Origin of the sequence: Cryobacterium sp. M91 (assembly GCF_002929615.1) — a bacterium.
Taxonomy (GTDB): Bacteria; Actinomycetota; Actinomycetes; order Actinomycetales; family Microbacteriaceae; genus Cryobacterium; species Cryobacterium levicorallinum.
In genome coordinates this window covers 15,848-34,924 of sequence record NZ_PJJT01000067.1, presented here as the reverse complement: position 1 = coordinate 34,924, position 19,077 = coordinate 15,848, and the positions used below count along the sequence as shown (strand labels likewise).

The following is a 19,077-nucleotide window of genomic DNA, read 5'->3' as shown; positions in this document are numbered from 1 at the left end:
GGGCCGACCGCGCGTTGTCGAGACCGGCTCAGCCCAGTCCATGGCGGTCTCGGCAAGCTCGACCAACGGAAACGGGCGGGTCTCGCAGGGAACCAGCACCCCGACTTCGTGCAGCTAGCGTCCAGTGCGGGCAGTGGACGGTGAGCGCACCCCTATTCGACCCGTCCGGGGTATTGCCATTAGGTCAGGACCACACGCACCCTTCGGGCTCAAACAAGTGGGGGGACACCGTGGCCAATCGCAATGTGACCTAGTCCGACATGACGGATGCCGCTGGTCGACTCAGTTGCGGCAAGGAAGACCTCATCACCAAGCTGACCGAGCTGCAGACGCTCGTGAACAATCTGGTCGGTTCCCGCTTCGTGACGGACTCGGCTTCGGGTGCTTTCCAGACCGCGTATGACTCGTTCACGCAGGGCACGACCCGTCGCGGTCAACGGCCTCGACGGCCTCGACGGCATGAGTCAGTTCCTCACCGCCGCCGCCGACGCACTCGGCAACGCGGACACCGAGCTCGGCAACGCTATCCGCGGCTAGCGCCCGGTCAAGCGTTCTGTGGCCCCCACCGCGCTCACATTTTGCACCCCCATTGTGGGGGTGTACCATGTCCCCTTGTGGGTGTCGGGATCGGGCGCCGTGGTTAAGCTTGAACCTTAGACCAGCACAAGGTTGCACGACAGAAACAACGCAGGTCGGGGGGAGCAATGGGCAGGCGACTTCCCTCTGTTCCGCCCGTTTTGTCGGGATACAGCTACGTGCGCCCGCTCGGCACCGGCGGATTCGCCGACGTCTTTCTGTTCGAACAGAACATGCCGCGCCGCTCCGTGGCCGTCAAAGTGCTGCTGCGGGACATCGTCGACGATGACGTATTGCGCTCATTCAACGCCGAAGCCGATGTCATGGCCAGGCTCAGCTCGCATCCGTCTATTCTCACCGTCTACAACGCGAGCATCTCGGCCGACGGCCGCCCCTGTCTCGTGATGGAATTCTGCCCCGGCTCATACTCCTCGCGTGAGCGCGCTGCGCCGCTGCCCCTGGCGACGGTGCTGGGCGTCGCGGTCAAAATCGCCTGCGCCCTCGAAACCGCACACCGCTCCAAGGTGCTGCACCGAGACATCAAACCGTCCAACATTCTCACCACGACCTTCGGCGGTCCGGTACTCGGCGACTTCGGTATCGCCGCCTCCCTGGCCGGCGGCGGCCCGGGCGAACTGTTCGCCATGTCGCTGCCGTGGAGCGCCCCAGAAGTTGTCGACGAACGCACGACCGGTACCGTCGCCACCGAAGTCTGGTCGTTCGGCGCCACGCTCTACTCGCTGCTGGCCGATCGGGCCCCGTTCGACCTGCCCACCGGATCCGCCGGATCGCGCGCACAGCTGAAACAACGCATCAGCCGGGCCAAATACACGAGCATCGGGCGAGCGGATGTTCCCCCCGCCCTCGAAACCATCCTCGCCCGCATGATGAGTCGCGACCCGGCCAGCCGCCAGGCGAGCCTGCTCGAGTGCGCGCACGACCTGCAGCGGGTGCAGCGCGATCTGGGGCTGCCGATCACCGCGCTCGAAGTGGCGGACGAAGCGTGGGCATCCGCTGGCATGCCCGTCGATTTCAACAACCTGGAGGCTCGCGGCCCGGTCGTCTCCGACGTGGTCATCGCGTCGCTGCGCCCCGGCCGGGGCACCCGTCGCCCGGCCTCACAAACGCGGGAGGGCACGCTGACCGACGTCGACGGCCCTCGCCGAACGCACCTGCGCCCGGTGGCCCTCGCCCTGCTTCTGGTCGGGGCGGTCGTCGTCGGTGGTGGCGCGACGTTCGGCGCCCTGTTTCTCGTTGGGCTGATCTAGTGGCCGGGCCGCGCACCCGCCGCCGATTCCCGGTGATATCGAAGAAGCGTCGCGGCATTATTCGCATTATGGCGGTGGCCGCGATCGGTGCGTTGCTGGCCACGGTGGCCATCGTCGTCGACGGTTTCGACGTAAAGCAGACTCCGGTGCACGCGAGCTCGATCTGGGCGCTGCAGAGCGGCGACGGTAACCGGTACGCCCGCATCAACACCGACCTGCTCGAACTGGACACCGTGAAAACCGTGCCGGCGCCGAGCGAATTGGTGCAGACCGACGCGACCGTGCTGCTCTACGCGCAGAACAACGAAAAAGTCGTCGACGTGAGCCTCGCCGCGCCGATCGACCTTGGCGACGACGCCGCCGACTACGACGTGACCCCGGCCGGTACCCGCACCGTCGTCTCATCGGGGGCCTGGGTCGGCTACCTCACGAGCACCGGAGCGGTGTTCGCCGGGGCGGTCGGCGCGGCCGAGTCCCCGCGCCCGGTCAACCCCTACGCCGACGACGAAGTCATCGAGGGCGAAACCGCCCGCTCCTACGTCTCCGACGCCGTCGCGATCACCCCCGACGGCGTGCTCTACAGCTACTCCAGCGCGGCCAACAGCGTGCTGCGCTATTCCATAGCGGACGACGAAATTCTGGGTGATGACACCGTCACCGACGGGCCGACCGAGCCAGGCACCCAGCTGAGCGTCGTCGGCGATACCTGGGCGCTGCTCAGCGTGGCCGGCGACGAACTCTGGCTGGCCGGCCAGGACGAACCGGTCGAGACGAATCTGAGCGAGCTGGCCGTGCTGCAGCGCCCGAGCAGCACCGACGACCTGCGGGGTTCCGACGGCGTGCTCGTGGCCGACCAGACCGGCCTGGTTTCCTTTGCGCTGGCTGACGGTGCCCGCACCGAACTGGTCGGCGATTTTGAGACTGTGCTCGGGGTCCCGGCCGTACCGACCCCTTTTAATGGCGAGCGCTACGCGGCCTGGCTGCCGTCCTCCGGCACCGGCGGCACCCTGTTCAGCGAAAGCGCCGGCGAAACGACGCTCAGCTACGGCACGGCCACACCGAACGGGGACGCAGCCCCCGCGTTTCGGTCCAACGACTCCCTCATGATTCTCAACGACTCCCGGAGCGGATGGGTGTGGACCGTTCCGGGCGGCGCCCTGGTCGAGAGTTCCCAGGACTGGACCCTCGCCGTCGCTGAAGAACCGCAGCGCCAGGACGACGTGGAGGAAGCCTCTGAGGTTGTCGAGCCCAAGGCTCCCGTGGCGGTTGCCGATGCCTTCGGGGTACGCAGCGACCAACTCGCCCTGCTTCCCGTGCTGCTCAACGACCACGACGCCAACGACGACGTGCTCACCGTGCTGCCAGCCTCGGTGACCGGGCTTGACCCTTCCTGGGGCACCGTCAGCGTCACCGACTCGAACCAGGCCATCGCAGTGCAGGTCGCCGCCGGCGCTCGCGGCTCGGCCACGTTCAGCTACGCCGTCACCGACGGTTCCCGCGCAGACGGACTCAACTCGCCGGCCACGACGGTCACCCTGACCGTGCACGGCGACGACGTGAATGCCGCGCCGGTATGGTGCGGCACCGAGGGCTGCCTGCAAGACTGGCCGAGCCCCGAGGTGCAACCCGGCGGTACGGTCACCGTTCCGGTGCTGCCCGGCTGGGTCGATCCCGACGGGGATCCGATTTTCGTCGCATCCGTTGTGAACACGACCGACGTCGGCTCGGTCAGCGTGACGCCGGCCGGGGTGCTCGTCTACAAGCACCCCAACGCGACCGACCAGACCGCGCAATCGGCAACCATTCTGGTGAGCGTCTCCGACATTCACGGTGCCACGGCCGAGAAGGTGCTCACGATCGCGGTCACGCCGACCCCGCAGCTCACGGCCCTACCGTTCGCACTGCTCGCCTCGGTGAACGAACGCCTCACGGTCAGCCCGGCCGAGTACGTCTCCGGCGCAGCCGGCCTGTACCGCATCAATTCGGCGACCATCCCGATCAGCTCCGAGGGATCCACGGTCGGCGTCACCGCCAACGGAACCTCCTTCGACTTCGTCGCCACTATGCCAGGCAACTACACGGTCAGCCTCACCATCGCCGACGACGCCAGCGAAGTCGTCTCTTTCGTGCGCATTTCGGTGGTGTCAGCGGATGCGCAGGCACTCACCACCTCCCCGGTGACCGTTTTCGTGCGGCCCAAGGCGGACACGAGCGTCGACGTCTTCACCGCCGTCTCCAACCCGGCCGGGCGGGTGCTGCTGCTCGGCGAAGCTATCCCCGACACCGTGTTCGGGGCGTCGCTCAGCGTCGACGTGGTCGGCCAGAACGTGTTGCGCGTGCGCGGCTCGACCGCCGACGAACAGCCGGGCAAGCTCGGCATCGTGCGCTACACCGTCTCTGACGGCACCGAAAACCCGCTGTACACCGTGCGCGGCGAGGCCACCGTCTACCTGCTTCCGGCGTCAGTGCCGCAGGCACCGATCGCCAGGAACGACAGTGTCTCGGTACGGGTCGGCGCGCAGATTGACATTCCCGTGCTCGCCAACGACGTCGCGCCCGACGGCAATATCGTGATGCTCAACGCCAAATCGGTGCAGAACAGAAGCGATCGGGGTCTCGCCTTCGCGGCCGGCGCCGAGCTGCGCTACCTCGCGCCGGACCAGCCGGGCAGCTATGAACTCGGCTACAGCGTCTATGTCGCCGGCGCCCCCGAATTGATCGACTCGGCCGTCGTCTCGATCGAGGTGCTCGCCGAGGGCGACAACACCGCCCCACAGCCGCACACCCTCTACGGCCGCGTGCTGTCGGGGGAGAGCATCGAGATTCCCTTCGACAGCTTCGGCCTCGACCCGGATGGCGACACCGTCGTACTCGACCGGGTACTGACCCAACCGGCGCGCGGAACCGCCGAGGTCAACGCCACCGGCGACGCCATTGTCTATTCCAGCCCGCTCGACTACCACGGCGCCATCGAATTCCAATACCGGGTGCGCGATGCCAGCGGCGCCACCGGCATCGCCCTGGTGCGCATCGGTGTGCTCGACCAGCGCTCCAACCCGAGCCCGATCACGTTCAGTGACTACGTCGAGGTGCAGGTCGGTGCCGACAACCTGGTGATCGTGCGCCCGGCCGCCAACGACGTGGAACCCGGAGGCGGACGCCTCACCCTGACCGGCGTCACGCCCGACGCCACGGCCGGCTCGCTCGAATACGATGCCCTGCAGCAGCGCATCGAGCAGGTCACCGACAACCAGGTGGTCTTCACCGCCGGCGACGACCCGGGACTGCTCACCTTCGTCTACTCCGTCGCCAACGAGAACGAAGACGTCGGCCAGGGCCTCATCGTTGTGAAGGTGGTGCGCGCCTCCGTTCCTGACTTTCCCATCGTCATCGACACGACCGTCGCTCTCGACGAGCGCGACTCGTTCCCGACAGGCATCGACGTCGTGACCGGCAAAGTCTCCTGGAACTCCGGCGACGTCGGGGGCCTGACCCTCGCACTGTGGGGCGACCACCCCGGCCTCACGGTCTCCGGCTGGAAGATCAGCGGCGACGTTCCCGACGAGGGACTCCTCGCCCCGTTCTCGCTGACCGGCCTCAATTTTCAGGGTGTCGAAGTCACCACCTACGGGTTCCTGCGCATTCCTTCAGCGGATGCCATCATCCTCGCGCTCAAAAACGGCAACGTGGAGCAGAACGTTCGGGAAGACGCCTCCGTCAGCTTCAACCTGGCCAGCCTGGTGTCGATTCCGGCCGGGACCGAGCTGCAACTGGAGCGGTCGGGCATCCGTTCATCGGGCGAACGCGCAAACGCGCGGTGTACCTTCGACGCCGGCACCCGCGTCACCTATCGGGCCGGATCCGATGCCCCCTGGAGCGACTCGTGCACCGTGCCGGTGCGCATCGACGGCCAGGAGGATTACACCCAGCTGGTCGTGCCGATCGTCGTTGAACCGCTTGACCCGCAGCCGACCCTGCGCCCAGCGGCACTGACCCAAAGCCCGGGCGCCGACGACATTCGTTACGACCTCAGCCACATGGTCGACTGGCAGGGTAAGGGAGCGGTACCGGCGCTGACCTTCGCGACCGAGATCGTCTCCGACCAGTTCACCGTGACGCAGGACGGTGCCATTCTCACGATCTCCGTCGTGGACAACGCCGTGGCCGGCCGTGAGGCGGCCGTGACGGTGAGCCTCGCCAGCCACCGCGACGCCGAGCCGGCCCTGCTCGCGCTCAAAGTCGGCCCGGCGCCGAGCGAGTTGCCCAAGGGCGGTACGGTGGCACGGACCTGTTCGCAGTCCTCCGGCTCGAGCTGCTCGATCGCCGTCGTCGGCGTGGCCGGCGAGGTCAACCTGTACCGCAACACGCCGCTTGTACTGGTGTCGGTCGCGGCGCCGAGCACCTGCGTCGGCGTCTCCTTCGCGGTGGAGAACACCCGCAGCGTGCGGGCCTCCTGGTCTGGTGATGCCGCCGGCGGGGTCTGCGAGGCCAGTTTTGTGGTGAGGGATGCCCAGGGCAAGCTCAGCGCCGGCAGCCGCAACGGGTCGATCACGGTCGACCTGCAGGGGTACCCCAAGGCGCCGAACGCGGTCACCCAGATCGCCTACGGCGACGAGTCGATCACCCTTTCCGTCAGCCCCGGCGGCGCGAACTCCACCTACCCGAAGCTCACGGGATTCACCCTGTACCGCAATGGGGCTTCGGTCGGTCGCTGTGACGTTTCGGGCAACTGCGGTGTGATTCGAACAACCGAAAACGGTCTGAAGGACCGCTACGAGGCCAAGGCTGTGAACGCCGTCGGCGAATCTCGCAGTGCGGTCGGCGTCACGGCCTGGTCCTATGACACCCCCGGCATGGGAACGCTCACGGCTGAGCCGGTCTTCGACGAGGATGTGACGAGCGCCGGCACCGGTGCTGTGACCGTGACCATCGAAAACAACGACCGGTCCACCAACCGGTACAGCGTCAACGGGGTCGAACAACGAGTCGCTTCGCCCGGTCTCGGAACGACCGAGCTCACCCTCGCACTCGAGGTCGGCGACCAGAACATCACCGTGACCCCGCTGAGCCGCCACGAGCAGCCCGCCGGAACCGGCCCGACCGAGGAGACGACGTCGCAGACGGTGCTCGTGGCCGGATCGCCCGCCATCACCAGTGCCGGTGTGCTGAGCTCGCAGAACCGGTCGATCACCGTGGCCCAAGCGCGCTTCGAGAAGAACTTCAGCACCCTGCCGGAAGAATTTCTCTACGTCGCCTCAATCACCGAGGGCGCGACCTGCCGACTCACCGCGACCGGACTGACCTCGGCCGGCGCCGCAGCCACCTCGAAAGACCGCGAAATCGACGGTCTGACCAAACACACGGAATATTTCGTGACGGTCTGCTACTCCAACGGCTACGGGGTTGCCACAGCCGCCGTCGATTCGATCACCACCTGGGAGCAGCCGCCCGCCCCGGGCAACGGGGAATACACCTACGGCCTGGCGGCGCCGGTTGACGGCCAGTACCTCATTACCGCTCCCACATCGTCGACGACCGCGCCGAGCGATTTCGTGGTCGACTTCGAAAACTTCGACGCAGTCAGGGGCTCGACGGTGTTCGGCGCCGACCCGCGTATTCGCGTGCGGTACTGCACCGAGGCCGATTCCACCCTGTGCAGCGATTGGTCGACGGTGGAAGCAGCCGACGCCGCGCGCGCCTGGCAGGTCAGGTTCGCGGTGAGCGGCCTCGACAACAGTGGCTGCGTCATCGGCGGCACGCTCGCCGTCGCGGTCGACGCAACTGACACCGGCCTCGCCGAGGGGGTGGTCACCGCTGCGCAGTACGACGTCATCAACCCCAACGGTGGCCGAATGTGGGTGGACGGCGACCAGAATGTGCCCCTGGACGCCGCCCAGACCAGAAACGTGAACTGGACCCTGAGCTGGACCGCCCCCGAAACCTCGGGCCTGGAAATCGTCTCAGGTACCACGACGACCACCGCCGTCGCGTGCACCGCGGCGACCACCACAACACCGTGACAGCAATAAACCGTGACACTGAAAGAGCTACCCATGACAATCACCCCGGAGCAGTCCGAATGGTTCGCCGCGACCTTCACGATGATGGTCGACAACGTTGAACGCGTCGTCCTCGGCAAGCGCCACGTGATCGAACTCGCCTTCACCGCGATGGTCAGCGAGGGCCACCTGCTGCTCGAAGACTACCCAGGCACCGGCAAGACCTCGCTGGCCCGCGCCATGTCACAGACCGTGCAGGGCGTCTCGACCCGAATTCAGTTCACGCCAGACCTGCTGCCCGGCGACGTGACCGGCATCACCGTGTACGACCAGAAGACCGGCGAGTTCGAGTTTCACAGCGGACCGATCTTCGCCAACGTCGTGCTCGCCGACGAGATCAACCGGGCCAGCCCGAAAACCCAGTCGGCGCTGCTCGAAGCGATGGAGGAGGGCAACGTCACCATCGACGGTGTCACCCGCTCCACCGGTGTGCCGTTTCTCGTCATCGCCACCCAGAACCCGATCGAGCACGCCGGCACGTACCGGCTGCCCGAAGCCCAGCTCGACCGCTTCATGATGAAGGCCTCGCTCGGCTACCCCGACCTCGCCGCGACCATTCGTATTCTCGAGGGCACCGCCGATGTGCGGCACGACCTCGCGCCGGTGATCACCCCGCAGGCGCTCGTGAGCATGAGCGACATCGCCCGCGGCGTCTTCGTGAACCCTCTTATCTACGACTACATCGGTCGCCTGGTCGAGGCGACCCGCAATGCTCGCCAGGTGCGTATGGGCGTCAGCGTGCGTGGCGCCCGTGCCCTTACCAAGGCCGCGAAGACCTGGGCCGTCGCGCACGGCCGCAGCTTCGTCACCCCCGACGACGTGAAGGCGCTCGCCGAGCAGGTGCTCGCCCACCGGATGGTGCTCGACCCTGAGGCCGAGTTCGACGGCGTCACCGCGAGCGCCGTTATCGGCCAGATTCTGCTCGACGTGCTTCCGCCCAGTCGGAGCGACCTGGCGTGAGCTTTCACACCGAATCGCGGCGCTCCCAGACATCAAATCTGGCGCGCACCAGCACCCAGACCCGGTCTGCAACGCACACTCGGTATGCCACGACGCGCACGAATAGGTCAACGACGTTGACCCTCGTGGGCGCCGTCGTGCTCTGGATGCGGGCCGCGCGCGCTGTGCGAATCGGTGTGCGGGCATCCGTCGACTGGGTCGGCGAAACGGTCACGCCGGCCGGCTGGGTCGTGGTCACGGCCGCGATCGTGCTGCTGCCGCTCGGCCTGGCGTTGGGCTGGACCGAATTGATCGTGATCGGCTGGGTGGCGGTCGCCCTCATCCTCATTTCACTGCCGTTTCTGGCCGGTGGCCGCGCCTACAGCGTCGATTTCACGCTGCCGGTCGATCGGGTCGTGGCCGGTTCCGAAGTGCTCGGCACCCTCACCGTCACCAATATCTCCAAGCGGCTCGAACTGCCCGGTCGCGTCGACGTTCCAATCGGCCGGGGGCTAGCGGATGTCTACGTGCCGCTGCTGCGCGCCGGTCAGGTGCACGAGGAACACGTTCGCGTGCCCGCGTACCGCCGCGGCATCATCGATGTGGGCCCGGTCACGACCGTGCGCAGCGACCCGCTCGGCGTGCTCGGCCGCGAAGTGGCCTGGGCCGACGTGAATCGCCTGTTCGTGCACCCGGTGACCGTGTCGATTCCGAGCACGAGCGCCGGATTCGTGCGCGACCTCGAGGGCAACCCGACGAGTGACATCGTCGACTCCGATATCTCGTTTCACGCCATTCGGGAGTACGCGCCGGGCGACGGGCAGCGACACATCCACTGGAAGTCAACCGCCAAGACCGGCAAGCTCATGGTGCGCCAGTTCGAGGAGAGCCGGCGTTCGCGCCTAGCTATCGTGCTGAGCCTGAACCAGGCGGAATACGCTTCCGAGGACGAGTTCGAGATGGCGGTCAGCGCCACCGGTTCGCTCGGCGTGCGCGCGATTCGCGACGGTCGGGACCTGGCCGTCGTGGCGAGCGAGGAGATTCCCGATATCGTGCGCAGCAGCATCCGTTCGGTGCGGAGTTTGAGCGTCGTATCGACCCGCACCCTGCTCGACGACCTCACCGCGATTGAGACCAGTGCGCAGGCCATGAACGTTGAAGATGTCTGTCTGCTCGCGGCCCAGGTGGTGCCCGATATGTCGATCGCGTTCGTGGTGTGCGGCGGGGCCATGACCGCCCGGCGGCTGCAGGCGCTCACCCTCAAATTCGACGGCAACGTGCGGGTCGTTGCCGTTCTGTGCAACCCGAAAGCTCAGCCGAGCTTTCGCGACCTGGCCGGCACGAGCGTGCTGACCATCGGCGTGCTCGACGACTTTCGTTCCCTGCTGAGCCGGCGGGCCGCATGAGCGCGCCCGGTTTCCTGCCCTTGCGTCGGCCGCGTCGCGCACCCAGCCAGCGACGGTCCCTCGTGATCAACGCCCTGTTCGTGGTGCTGATGCTGCTGGTCGCCGTCTGGGCGGCCTGGCCGATCTACCAGGACAGCAGCTATCTGGTGATGGCGGCCGGAGCGATCGCGGCGGGCATACTGCTGGCCTGGCTTGCTCGCGCCCGCGGCTGGTCCTGGTTCAGCCTGCTGCTGGCCACCCTCGGCGTCTACCTGTTGCTCGGCGTTCCGCTCGCCGTGCCGTCGGCGCTATCCAGCGTCTCGGGTGCCCTCGGCGGCCTGCTCGACCTGGTCGCCGCCACGGTGTTCAGCTGGAAGGAACTCGTCACCATTTCGCTGCCGGTCGGGTCGTACCAGACCCTGCTGGTGCCGGCCTTCGTGCTGTTCTTCGGCGGCACGACAGCGTCCCTGACGCTCGCCTGGCGCGGCGGCCGACGCTACGCCCTCGCCGTTCCCCTGATCTTCGCCGTGCAACTGTTCGGGCTGGTGTTCGGGCCCGGCGCCGAGAGCGCACCGATGGTGCTGGCCGGGTTCACCGTTCCGGCACCGCGGGAGAGCCTGATCGGACTGGCCGCACTGCTGCTCGGCTTCGGCTTTCTGGCCTGGCGCACCCACCTGGCCCGCAGCGAAGCCCTCAATTTGGCGGCCCGCACGACCGGGGTGCGCCGCACTCCTGGCGGCCTCGGCGGGCGGGTGCGCCGCGGCGCACTCGCCTTCGGCGTGCTCGCACTCGCCGTCGCAGTGTCGCTCGGCGGGCTGTCGGCGGTAGCGTCGACTCCGGCCCGCGAGGTGCTGCGCAGCAGCATCGACCCCGCCGTCGAGCTGCGCGAGTACGTCAGCCCGCTGAGCCAATACCGCAGTTTCTTCAGCGCCGAGCGGTATGACGAAGAGCTATTCACGGTGACTTCTGTTGAGGGCGACCCGACGAGCCGGGTGCGCCTGGCCGTGCTCAGTCACTATGACGGCGAGGTCTTTCGGGTCGTCGATCCTATATCGGGCGTGAGCGATCAGGACACCGCGTTTGCCCGGGTGCCCCACAGCCGCGGCTCGGCCAGCGGCGGCCGGGCGACCGCGTTTGCGATCAGCGGGTATCAGGGCGTGTGGATGCCGGGGACCGACGCGCTGTCGAGCATCCGCTTTGCCGGCGAACGCGCGGCGGAACTTAGCGACGGGTTCTTCTACAACGCGGGGACGGCATCCGGTATTCAACTGAATGCCCTCGAAAGCGGCGACCGTTACACGATCATTGCCCCGAGCGAAGCGGATGCGACGGATCTGGCCGGTCTCGCCCGCCCGGCGGCTGCGTCCAGACTGATCGATGAGTCGCTGATTCCGGCGAGCCTCGCCGATTGGGTCACCGCGCAGGAGGTCAGCAGTGACGGTGCCGGACTGGCCGAACTCGTCAGCCGGCTGCGGGAGCGCGGCTATCTCAGCCACGCACTGACCACTCCAACGGCACAGTCCTGGACCGCTGACCTCGGTGATTACCAGTTTTCGCCGAGCCTGTCCGGCCACTCGGTCGCGCGCATCGATGCCCTGTTCACCGCCCTGCTGGAGAAGCAGAACAACACCACCTCGACCGAGAACTCCCAGCTGGTCGCCGCCGTCGGCGATGACGAACAATTCGCCGTGGCGACCGCGCTGCTGGCCCAGCACCTCGGGTTTGAATCCCGTGTAGTGCTGGGATTCAGCCTCGCGGCGGTCGACGAGGTAACTGGCGCACCCGGGGCCTGCGTCGAGGGTGTCTGCTCGGGCCAGAACCTTGCGGCCTGGGTCGAAGTGGCCGGAGTGGACGGCAGTTGGATCACCGTGGACGCGACCCCGCAGTTTCAGAACCCGCTCTCACCAATCGACGATGCCACCCGCGACCCGCAGTACAACACCGAGGTGCTGCCCGAGGGAGCTGCCGAACGGCGGGCCCCCGAGGCGAACCCGACCAGTGGCGAAGACCAGCAGGAAGAAGAACCGGTCACCCGCACCGACCTGGCCTGGCTGTTCGCGGCCCTGAAGATCGGCGGCATCAGCCTCGCCGCCCTGCTTGTGGTGAGCACACCGTTCCTGGTCATTCTGGGCGCCAAGTTCAAGCGACGCCGGGACCGGGCGCGGGCGCCGGACGTGTCGGCGCGGTTCGCCGGCGGCTGGGACGAATACGTCGACGCCGCCGTCGACCGCGGCTTCGCCGACCAGGGCAGCATGACCCGCGTCGAGATCGCCCGGCACTACCAGTCGGCCGGCGGCAAGATGCTCGCGGCGCTTGCCGACCAGGCCGTGTTCGGCGAAGTGCCCCCGGTTGCCAGCGACAGTGACGCTTTCTGGGCGCTCGTCACCGCTGAGCGCGCCGGGCTGGCCGCGAGCGGCACCAGGCGCGACCGCTGGCGTGCCGCCCTCTCGCTGCGCTCCTTCTCTCGACTGGCGGATGCCGGCCGATCGCGCAGTTTTCAACACCACAGCCACAGCACAGTTCGACTAGACGTCACCACAGTGCGCCCAAACCGGCGCTCCAGCAGCAGAATGGGGGAGCGACCGCGCACCAGCGGCCGCAAATCGTAAATGGATGAATCATCTGGAGCGGTCATCGCCGTCGTCGTGGTGCCCGTGCTACTCGGCCTCGGCCTGTATGTGTTTTCGTCGATCGCCCTCGGCAAGGTCTTCGTCAAGCTCGGCGAACAGGCCTGGAAGGCGTGGGTGCCGATCGTCAACATCATCACCCTGTTTGAGCTCGGTCGGTATCCGGCCCTGTGGGTCGTGGGATTGTTCATCCCGGTCGTCGATATCGGAGCCCTGATCGTCTTCATCCTGGCGGTCAACAACGTCAACCGACGGCTCGGCCACGGCGGCGGATTCACCCTGCTCTACCTGGTCGCCTTCCCCATCTGGGCCGGCGTGCTCGGATTCGGCAAGTCCGTCAACACCGGCTGGCTGCCGGTACCGGCCGCAACCGGGTATGTGCCGTTCACCCCGGTGCCGCCGCTGACGGGCCCGGCCGCGCCGGCCGCGCCTGTCTCGTCGCCCGTTCCTGCGGTGTCGCCCGCGTCGCCGGTTCCCGCAGTGCCCGCAGCGCGCCCGGTGTCCCCGGCGTCCGCGCCGACCGCGGCCCCGGATCCCGTTCGTCAGGCCGCGGCACCGTCGCACGCGGCTGCAGTGCCCGCGCCGCTCGCTGCACCGATGCCGCCCGCGCCTGTGTCGCCGCCGCTGTCGGCCGCGCTGCCCACGCCCCCGCCTCCGGTCGTGCGTGTCCTGCCCACTGGGCCGCCACCGTTCTACGTGAGGTCGCCGCCGACGCCCCCGGCCGAGTCCCCGGCCGAGTCTCCGGCCGAGTCCCCGGCCGAGTCTCCGGCCGTCACGGCCCCGCCTGCCCCGCTGGCTCCGCCGGCCGCGCTTGCATCATTTGCTGCACCTCCAGGAGCGTCTGCACCAGCATCTGCACCACTCGTTGCGCCGCCGGTCGCCCCCGCCGCGCCCGCGCAACCGGCCGAAACGGATGCCCCACCCCTCGCCGCCCCGCCGGCCCACGCGGTCGCCACGACGAACGCGTGGGCCGGGCCGGCACCGGTCGTGCCCATACCGGTCGTCCCTGCACCAGTAGCTCCGCTGGCCTCAATCCCGGCCCCAAGCCCGGCCGCGAGCGCCACTGACCGCACCGAGACCGAGACCGAGACCGAGACCGAGACCGAGCTCGCGGAGGACGACGACTTCGACGAGACCATGATCGCCGTGCGCCGCATGAAACCATGGACGCTGGAAACCGAGCACGGCCTGAAAGTCTCGCTCACCAAACCGGTCGTGCTGCTCGGACGCAACCCTGCGCGTGGCAGCGCACATCCGGATGCGCAATTGGTTTTGCTGCAGGACCCCGGCAAGACCGTGTCGAAGACCCACGCCCGCCTCGATTTCGTTGACGGGGCCTGGGGCATTCGCGACCTGCAGTCGACCAACGGCATCGTGCTCATCGATGGCGCCGGCGACGAGAGCGAGCTCGATGCGGGCGCGAGCGCGTCGCTGACCGAGCGGTTTTTGCTGGGGGAGCTCGCGGCCCGCATCTACCTGGAGGCCTGAAGATGACCCACCTCCAGCCAACCAGTGCCCAGGTCTCACTGCAGTGCGGCTTTCGCTCCGATGTCGGTCGCAAGCGTCAGCAGAACGAAGACTCGCTGCTGGCCGCATCCCCGGTGTTCATCGTCGCCGACGGCATGGGCGGCCTCGAAGCCGGCCATCGGGCCAGTTCCGCCGTCATCGACGAATTCCAGAGCTGCGTCGCGCACCCCGGGCTGCTGGCCGAGGACGTCGGAGCAGCCGTTGAGCGCGCCCACGCGGCGGTGCGCGCGGTGTCGGACGCGACCGGGCGCGGCGCCGGCAGCACCCTCACCGGCCTCGTCCTGATCGACCACGACGATGCCCCGCAATGGCTCATCGTGAACGTCGGCGACTCCCGGGTCTACCGGTTGTACGGCGGCGAACTCAGCCAGCTCACCGTCGACCATTCCCTCGCGCAGGAACTCATCGAAGAGGGGACACTGCTGCAAGCGGATGTTGCCACCTTCGCCCGCAAGAATGTGATCACCCGGGCCATGGGCGCCGACAACAGCCCGACCGACTACTGGCTGCGCCCGGTGGTGACCGGCGAACGGCTGCTGGTCTGCTCCGACGGACTCCACGGCGAGCTCTCCGAGGAGAGCATCAAGGCCGGGCTCACGCTCGGCGGCAGCACCCAGCAGACCGCGGACCTGCTGCTCGCCGGCGCTCTCGAGCACGGCGGGCGCGACAACGTCTCGGTGATCGTCATCGACGTCGTCGCCGGCGGGGTCAGCTCCTGGCACGGTGTCGCGATCGAGGAAGACCACGCCGAGACCATCGACACTCAAACCGATGACACCCGCCCGGTTCAACGAGTGGCCCGCAATGCCGCCCGCTGATCCACGCGATGGGGCTGACACCGACATCGGTGACGATGACGACGACACGGTAATCGTGCAGCGCACGGACAACCACGACACCGTGATCGTGCAGCGCACGGACAACGACGACACTGTCATCGTGCAGCGAGCCACAGACGAACGCACCCGCATCGTGGCACGCGCCCGCCACGCCCGACCCGAGGCTGTGGGCCCAGCGGTCGACCCAGCGGTCGATCCGCTCGTCGACCCCGCCGCCGACCCTGAAGACGACGGCGAAGCAACCGTGCGCTCGCCCCGCGGCAGCGCGGCGAGCGACACTCTCCTGAGCAGCCGACGGGCGACCCCGCCGGCGCACATCCCGGTCGTTGACGATCTGCAGCGTCGCTACCAGCCGCCGCAGGTGCAGAGCGGCTCGAGCGTGCGCTACCAGGCCCGACCGGTCCCAATCATCGTCGCGCCAGCCCAACCCACACCTGGGTCGCAGCCGATCGCGCTCGATCCGGCCCGGATCGCCCTCGCCGAGGCGGCGGCCGAGATCCGTCAGCGAGCCGCGGCGGGCATCCGTCGTCGACGTCAGATCACTCTGGTCGTGATAATTGCGAGCACCCTGCTCGCTCTGGTCGCGGCCGTCGCGTTCACCGTCTTCGCCCTCGCCACCTGGTGAACTTCAGCTGGCCCCCAGCCCTGCAAGGTGAACTTGCAGAAGACCGTTGCCGGTTCGCGTCGTGAGTTCGTCTACTTACGGGTAGCGCATTCTCACTGCAATACTTCGTTCAGAGGCACCGTCGCCTCTTGGGCGAATTGTGGGGAGCGATCATCAGGCCGACGAATAATCTGGTTGCGTCTCGTCTCCGCTCTGGCTGTGATTGTGGGCCACTCGTGCACGTTGACCGGCATCGCTGCAGCACCCCGAGTCCTCGGGATCCCGATTCATAGTCGTGGTCGCTACATATTTTTGCCATCAGTGGCTACCTCATCGCAACTAGTCGGCACAGAAATCCCGCGCTGGTGCCGTTCCTGACCAATCGATTCCTGCGCATATTTCCCGCGCTGAAAAGGCACGTTGCTGAGCGCACCGTTGACGCTATATCGGGTGTTGACGCGGTTAGCCCGGTGAGCGCCTGGCGTCTAGGATCTGTCTGATCTGGAGCGGCACCGTGTCATCCTGCAGCGACGTTGTATCGCCCAGTTCGCGTCCGTCCATGAGATCGCCGAGCAGGCGACGCATGATCTTGCCCGATCGAGTCTTCGGCAGGTCGGGTACCACCACGATCTCCCTCGGCTTAGCGATCGCTCCGACCTGAACGGTGACCTGGGAGCGGAGCGCCGGCGAGAGTTCCGCTTCGAGGGCACGCCAGAACCGGGGATCGGCGGCCTCCGCAGCGGAGGGCGACCGAGCGGGGATCACGAAGGCGGCGATGGCCTGCCCGGTGGTCTCGTCATGAATGCCAACAACCCCGGCCTCGCCGACGGCGGGATGCGCGACCAGTGCCGACTCGATCTCGATGGTCGACAGCCGGTGTCCGGACACGTTGATGACGTCGTCGATGCGTCCGAGCAGCCACAGGTAGCCGTCGGCGTCGATCTTCGCGCTGTCGCCGGCAAGAAAGTAGCCTTGCGCGGCGTACTTCTTCCAATACGCGTCGCGGTACCGTTCGGGGTTGCCCCACACAGTGCGGGCCATAGCCGGCCACGTGCCGTCGACCACGAGGGATCCGCTCGACCCGGGCTCGGTATCCGTGCCCTGATCGTCGACCACACGCACGGTGAGTCCCGGCAGCGCGTGGGTAGCTGACCCCGGCTTCAGGGCCGTGACCCCGGGTAGCGGGGCCACGATTGCCGCTCCGGTCTCGGACTGCCACCAGGTGTCGACGATGGGGGCCGTGCCGGCGCCGATATTCTCTCGAAACCACAGCCAGGCGTGCGGATTTATCGCCTCGCCAACCGAGCCGAGGAGGCGGATGCTGGAGAGGTCAAAGGTGGCGGGCACGCCATCTGGGAACCAGGTCATGAGGGTGCGCACGAGGGTCGGAGCGGTGTAATAGGTTGTCACCGCATAGCGTTCGATGATCTCGAAATGGCGCCCAGGGTGCGGAATGTTTGGGGTTCCCTCGTAAATGACGGAGGTCGCGCCGTTGGAGAACGGGCCGTAGAGCACGTAGGTGTGGGCCGTGACCCACGCGAGGTCGGCCGTGCACCAGTACACGTCGGAGTCTTTTGCATCGAAGATTGCCCAGTGGCTCCACGACGCTTGGGTGAGATAGCCTCCCGACGTGTGCACGAGCCCCTTGGGGGTGCCCGTGGTGCCCGAGGTGTAGATAATGAAGAGGGGCGTTTCGGCGTCGAAGAACTCGGCGTCGTGGGTGTTTTCGGCGGTGTCGACGACGTCGTGCCACCAGACATCCCGGCCGGCTGTCCAGGGCACGTTGGGTGTCAGGTCTCCGGTGCGCCGCACGACGAGCACGTGTTCGACCGCGTCGATGCCCGCAACAGCGACATCCGCCTGCTCTTTCACCGCTACGGCGGCCCCGCGGCGAAACTGGCCGTCGGAGGTGACGAGCAGTTTGGCCCCGGTGTCCTCAAGGCGAAATCGCAGCGCCGCGGCCGAGAAGCCCCCGAACACCAGGGAATGCACCGCGCCGAGCCGGGCAACGGCGAGGGTGATGACAATGGTCTCCGGTATGACCGGGAGGTAGACGACCACGCGGTCGCCCGCCACGATTCCCAAAGCGATGAGGGCGTTCGCGGCCTGCGCAACCCTGCGCTGGAGATCTGCATAGGTGATCACCTCACGGTCGCCGCGCTCTCCCTCGAAGTTGATGGCGACCCGATCGCCGTGCCCGGCATCGACGTGGCGGTCGACGCAATTGACTGCCACGTTCAACCGACCGCCGAGAAACCACTGGGCACGGGGGATCGAAAGCAACGGATGCCCGTCCGATTCGAGCGCGCCGCTGGCGTCGGCGAGGGCCGGCTCCCACGTGTGTGCGGTGTGCCAGCGTTCCGCCCAGTCGAGGCGGTCGGCCTGCCGCTCCCAGAATGCGACGGGGTCAGTCGCGGCGGTGGGCCATGCGCCGGAGCCCACGTTGGCGTAGTCGACGAGGCCAGAAGGCGGATAGTAGAGGCTGTCGTTGGCTGCAGCGGTCTCGAGGGGAAGGGTCATCGCTTTGACGCTACCGCGCCGCGCAGGGGGGCGCACACGAGCCGGTAAGGCGGCGTAATGTAGGCGCTCCTCACGCTCCCGGTACGCTCCGCAGCGCCGAGTGCTCGTCGAGGCTGTGCCACGTGCGGTTGTGGTAGACCAGCGGGTCGGATCCGCCTTGATCGGTGGCGACCGTGGCTTCGAGTGCGTGCACGGCAATGATCGTGGAACTGCCCGCGGCCATCCGGTTGATGATGCGCCCACGAATCCAGGCGTGTGCGCTGGGGAAATACGGTTCACCGGTAGCGAGCCTGGCCCAAATTTCAGTATCGGCGAAACGGTTGACGCCGCTGGTGGCGCAGAGCTTTGCAATGTTCAATTGCTCAGCTCCGAGGAGATGCACGACGACAGTGTCGGCGCGGCGGATGGTCGGAGCGCTGGAGGCGTGATCCGAGAGGGAGAACACCAGCAGCGGTGGCTCGGCACTCACCGAGAACACCGAGGTGGCGGTCAGGCCGACCGGGCCGTCGCCGGCATCGGCGGTGATCACCGCGACGCCGGCGGCGTGATTGCGAAACGCCAGCTTGAACTCGTCCGGAAGCAGCCCACCGAGATGTTTCGCACCCTGGTCACCGTCGGTCGGCCACGGCCCGGCGAGTGCGGCCTGTTCTTGAGTTCTCATCGGGTTCCGTTCACAAAATAATCAAAGACAGAATCAAGGGTCCCCCGTCGGGAGCTTTGAGCGTGAATGTCT

The 19,077-nt window shown here is 67.4% G+C and carries 11 protein-coding genes; 9 read left to right on the top strand and 2 right to left on the bottom strand.

Annotated features, from left to right (window positions below):
• The first annotated feature begins 399 nt into the window (after positions 1-399).
• The 9 genes from CXY80_RS19975 to CXY80_RS02725 all read left to right on the top strand — a co-directional run bounded on the left by CXY80_RS19975 (position 400) and on the right by CXY80_RS02725 (position 15,845).
• Positions 400-537, top strand: a complete 138-nt coding sequence (locus CXY80_RS19975; protein WP_233194867.1) for a hypothetical protein — start codon at positions 400-402, stop codon at positions 535-537.
• A 167-nt stretch (positions 538-704) separates the two neighbouring features.
• A complete protein-coding gene (locus CXY80_RS02760) occupies positions 705-1,844 on the top strand; it encodes a serine/threonine-protein kinase (RefSeq protein ID WP_104131524.1) in 1,140 nt (379 codons plus the stop codon).
• Entirely contained in the window at positions 1,844-7,864 is a 6,021-nt protein-coding gene (locus CXY80_RS02755) for an Ig-like domain-containing protein (RefSeq protein WP_146070649.1), read from the top strand. The genes CXY80_RS02760 and CXY80_RS02755 overlap by 1 nt, the downstream gene beginning before the upstream one ends.
• A gap of 33 nt (positions 7,865-7,897) precedes the next feature.
• Positions 7,898-8,863, top strand: coding sequence for a MoxR family ATPase (locus CXY80_RS02750; protein ID WP_104131522.1), 966 nt, complete (start codon positions 7,898-7,900; stop codon positions 8,861-8,863).
• Between the two features lie 125 nt (positions 8,864-8,988).
• Positions 8,989-10,248 carry a DUF58 domain-containing protein gene (locus CXY80_RS02745; RefSeq protein WP_233194874.1) on the top strand — a complete coding sequence of 420 codons (1,260 nt, stop codon included), beginning with the start codon at positions 8,989-8,991 and terminating at the stop codon, positions 10,246-10,248.
• Positions 10,245-12,836, top strand: a complete 2,592-nt coding sequence (locus CXY80_RS02740; protein WP_104131520.1) for a transglutaminase domain-containing protein — start codon at positions 10,245-10,247, stop codon at positions 12,834-12,836. Before CXY80_RS02745 ends, CXY80_RS02740 begins: the two co-directional genes overlap by 4 nt.
• Positions 12,837-14,342: a DUF5684 domain-containing protein gene (locus CXY80_RS02735; RefSeq protein WP_104131519.1), complete on the top strand. Its 1,506-nt coding sequence runs from the start codon at positions 12,837-12,839 to the stop codon at positions 14,340-14,342.
• A gap of 2 nt (positions 14,343-14,344) precedes the next feature.
• Positions 14,345-15,199: a PP2C family serine/threonine-protein phosphatase gene (locus CXY80_RS02730; protein ID WP_092452981.1), complete on the top strand. Its 855-nt coding sequence runs from the start codon at positions 14,345-14,347 to the stop codon at positions 15,197-15,199.
• On the top strand, positions 15,186-15,845 hold the full coding sequence (locus CXY80_RS02725; RefSeq protein WP_104131518.1) for a hypothetical protein: 660 nt from the start codon (positions 15,186-15,188) through the stop codon (positions 15,843-15,845). Before CXY80_RS02730 ends, CXY80_RS02725 begins: the two co-directional genes overlap by 14 nt.
• 441 nt (positions 15,846-16,286) lie before the next feature.
• Here the strand turns inward: CXY80_RS02725 and acs are convergent, their stop codons facing one another.
• Positions 16,287-18,344: an acetate--CoA ligase gene (gene acs, locus CXY80_RS02720; protein WP_104131517.1), complete on the bottom strand. Its 2,058-nt coding sequence runs from the start codon at positions 18,342-18,344 to the stop codon at positions 16,287-16,289.
• Positions 18,345-18,414: 70 nt separating this feature from the next.
• Positions 18,415-19,005 carry a flavin reductase family protein gene (locus CXY80_RS02715; protein WP_104131516.1) on the bottom strand — a complete coding sequence of 197 codons (591 nt, stop codon included), beginning with the start codon at positions 19,003-19,005 and terminating at the stop codon, positions 18,415-18,417.
• Between the last annotated feature and the right edge of the window lie 72 nt (positions 19,006-19,077).